Source organism: uncultured Maritalea sp. (assembly GCF_937139385.1).
In the GTDB taxonomy this organism is placed as follows: Bacteria; Pseudomonadota; Alphaproteobacteria; order Rhizobiales; family Devosiaceae; genus Maritalea; species Maritalea porphyrae_A.
Window position 1 is genome coordinate 1 of the sequence record NZ_CAKZPW010000184.1, and the last position, 3,009, is coordinate 3,009.

General features: G+C 49.2%; 5 protein-coding genes. 2 read left to right on the forward strand and 3 right to left on the reverse strand.

The features are described 5' to 3' along the window. The coding region (locus tag Q0231_RS07925; RefSeq protein ID WP_299346948.1) for a serine hydrolase domain-containing protein at window positions 1-652 on the forward strand (652 nt) is incomplete at its 5' end. A 50-nt stretch (window positions 653-702) separates the two neighbouring features. Then, window positions 703-1,122, forward strand: a complete 420-nt coding sequence (locus Q0231_RS07930; RefSeq protein WP_299346950.1) for a GNAT family N-acetyltransferase — start codon at window positions 703-705, stop codon at window positions 1,120-1,122. An 8-nt stretch (window positions 1,123-1,130) separates the two neighbouring features. On the opposite strand, the gene Q0231_RS07935 is transcribed toward Q0231_RS07930, so the two are convergent. From Q0231_RS07935 to Q0231_RS07945, 3 genes are all read right to left on the reverse strand, one after another. Then, the gene (locus tag Q0231_RS07935) at window positions 1,131-1,334 is read right to left on the reverse strand and encodes a DUF3955 domain-containing protein (protein WP_299346952.1); all 204 of its coding nucleotides are present in this window, start codon (window positions 1,332-1,334) and stop codon (window positions 1,131-1,133) included. Between the two features lie 94 nt (window positions 1,335-1,428). Next, window positions 1,429-2,370, reverse strand: a complete 942-nt coding sequence (locus tag Q0231_RS07940) for a homocysteine S-methyltransferase family protein (RefSeq protein WP_299346954.1) — start codon at window positions 2,368-2,370, stop codon at window positions 1,429-1,431. 142 nt (window positions 2,371-2,512) lie between these two features. Next, window positions 2,513-3,009, reverse strand: a 497-nt coding sequence (locus Q0231_RS07945; RefSeq protein WP_299346956.1) for a hypothetical protein, incomplete at its 5' end; no start/stop codon positions are given.

A 3,009-nucleotide genomic window follows, 5' to 3' on the forward strand; every position in this document is an offset into this window, starting at 1 on the left:
GCGTGCAAATTTTGCGGCATATGGGGAATACAACTATTCCAACATTGGCTCAGCCCTTGCCGCTTACGCGTTGGAAAAAGCAACGGGCACGCCATTTGACGCACAAGTCCGATCCCAAATTCTTACGCCATTGGGTATGGATCATACCTTTTGGCACCTCAGCGACTATCAAGCTGGTGGGCTCGCTCGGCCCTATTATGATGTGCCTTTGGACGGTTTTGCGCCCAACGCATTCTACAGCCTCGCCTCATGGCCAGATGGAGGATTGCGCTCATCGATTACCGATCTTTCCAAATTCATGGCCATGTTGATGAATGAGGGTGAGTTGAATGGCAATCGCATTATCTCCAAAGAAGGGTTTCAGCCGCTTTACGCGGACTTGTTGGCGGGTGACCAAAAAGGCTATGGGCTATTCTTCGAAAAATTCCGCCTCAAAGGCCCCTTACCTGAACGTACAACATTTTGGGGACACACAGGTGGCGACCCCGGTGCGGTGAGTTTTGCGGTTTTCAACAAGGACATGCAGCGGGGCGTGATCTTGTTGATGAACGCAGAACCGGATGACGAGGCGATCAATCAGTTCTTCGCTTTTACCTTCAACCTATTTTCGCTTGAGCAAGACTTAAGGTCGACCCCTTCCACTTGCGAGTAGTTATTGCACCCATTGATCGGCCAAGTTAGGTTTTACACTGGAGGTGTTGCATGGCTTGGTCGATCAAAATTCTCTCACATGAAAACGTAGGTTTGCTCGAGCATGTGGCTGAAGATGTTTTCGATTATGAAATTTGTGGCGAATATGTTGCCGCTTATCTAAAACAACCCAACCACCAATTGATTGTTGCTCTGAGTGACGATCAGGTGGTCGGCCAAATCCGCGCTATGGTGCATTTTCAGCCTGATGAGGCGCCGACGCTTTATATCGATAATTTAGGCGTTGCCATTAATTACCAGCGCCTTGGCATAGCAACTGCGTTGTTCGAGCAGATTGTGCAATGGGGAAAGTCACTAGGGTGCACAACCTATTGGGTGGCAACCGAATGCGACAATGATGAAGGCAATCATTTTTACAAAGCGCTCGGGTTAGCGCCAGAAAAAATGTATTATTATGAGGGGGAAACCTAAGCCAACTGCTATTTTTTGAAAAGCTTGCGCAGGCCGAATATGGCCAGAAAAACGATGCCGCCAGCCGCAAAAATGAAGGTTAGGGGCAAGAACAAGCTTTCTTGCAGCACACCATTTTCATCGATACCGCCATAAAAGGTGCTTTCTGCAAAGATACATATTGCGGCAAGACCAAAGAGTATGAAGCTGGTGAGTAAAAGCGGATGTCGCATTGGGTTTCCAATTGGGGTGAGACACAAAGTTGAATTACTCGATAGCGGGCCAATTAGACAAAACGACGTCGTTAATTAGGCAAGTTTGAGGCAACTATGAAACAGCCTTGGCAATTTCGCGCATGTGCCGCATGTCTGCGCCACAACAACCGCCGAAAATGTGCATATGCGGATAGGTGTTTTTGATCAGCCCGAGATATGTGCCAAGTTCTTTGGGATCTCCGTCATCCAATTCAGTCGCATTGTCCAATTCAGCATGCGAACAGCGTGATGCATTGACCACCACGCCAGCCAACCGCTCAATCCAAGGCCCATCATTTAGGTTGGGCAAAAAATGCTCAGGGTGTGCACAATTTATCAGGAAATACTCAGCGTATTGATCCGTCGCTGCATCTACTGCATCCAGGGCTTCACCCAAAGGCATGCCGGTGGGCAATAGGCCGTCGGTTTCCACTGTGAATGAAATCGCGACAGGCAATTTGCTATGCTCTGCGGCACGAACGATGCCGATGGCTTCTTCTGGATAGGAAATGGTGAAGGCGCTCACAATGTCCGGCTTTGCTTTGGCCAAATGCGCCATTTGTACGCTGTGATAAAGCTGCGCTTCTTCATCGTCCATATGGTGGTCTGGCTTATATCCGTCCATATGGTGGTCTGGCTTATATCCGTCCCCACGCGGCCCGACCTGTGCGCTCAACACAATTGGCACGTCGCCCACATTATCGCTCAACTCGCGGATGAATTGAATGGCATCGATATTGATCTGCTCAAGCCGGTTCGGCCCATAACCAAGTTTTGCCGCCCGATCCCGATTGGCGACCCAGGTGGCACTTTCAAACATCACTCCGCAGCCCATTTCTCGCGCCAATGTCACCTGCGCCATATAGGACTTTTTAAGTAGTGAGCGACCCTCTTCTGTTTCAAGCAACGGAAAAGTGGCAAAGCCGGGCAGCTCGATCCCTTGATTGAAAATCAGGTCGGTTTCAATGCCTGTGTAGCAAAGGAAGGGGCGATTGAGTTTTTCAGGGATGGGCAAGGAGCCGTCTCACGATTTTTGTCCACAATGCCATATCTAACTACCCTCGTCATGTTCGGACTTGATCCGAGCAACCATGATGCGACTCAATTATCGTGCAGCCCCTCGGGTCAGGCCCGAGGGTGACGGGAAAAGTAACGGGCTATTCCCCCATTACGAACCTATTAGGTACTATCAAATCATATTGTGGATAGTTTAGCTTTAAAAACCTTAGCCAGCCGGCCAGCACAGCGGCACTATCTCCGAGAAATTTGAATACGTCGCCGTTTTTTGTTGTAATCAAAACCTCTGGCAACCCACCATATTTTCCAACACCAAAAACGCCAGAGCCATAAGCGGTTGCGCAACACAGAACATCTTTGTCCGATAGAAGTTCATTCCGGTCATCGTCCAAAACTCCGTGTCGGTGCGCATTTGCGATTGACCATATCCGATAGATCACACCTTCGCGAATAGCGCGTGGCTCACGATAGTAACAAAACTCAGAAACGCGTTTCAGCACTTCTTTTCGAGACACCGATTGTTCTTTGCAATACCGATCAGCCAATCCGTCAATCGCTACACACAGAACGAAAGCTTTCCGAACTGCAGTTTTCGACTGAGTCCAAGCCGGATCGAAAGTGCCACACTCATCATTGT

Coding starts and splice junctions, on each gene's coding strand:
- Q0231_RS07930 (WP_299346950.1), top strand. CDS start 703: ATGGCTTGGTCGATCAAAATTCTCTCACATGAAAACGTAGGTTTGCTC.
- Q0231_RS07935 (WP_299346952.1), bottom strand. CDS start 1,334: ATGCGACATCCGCTTTTACTCACCAGCTTCATACTCTTTGGTCTTGCC.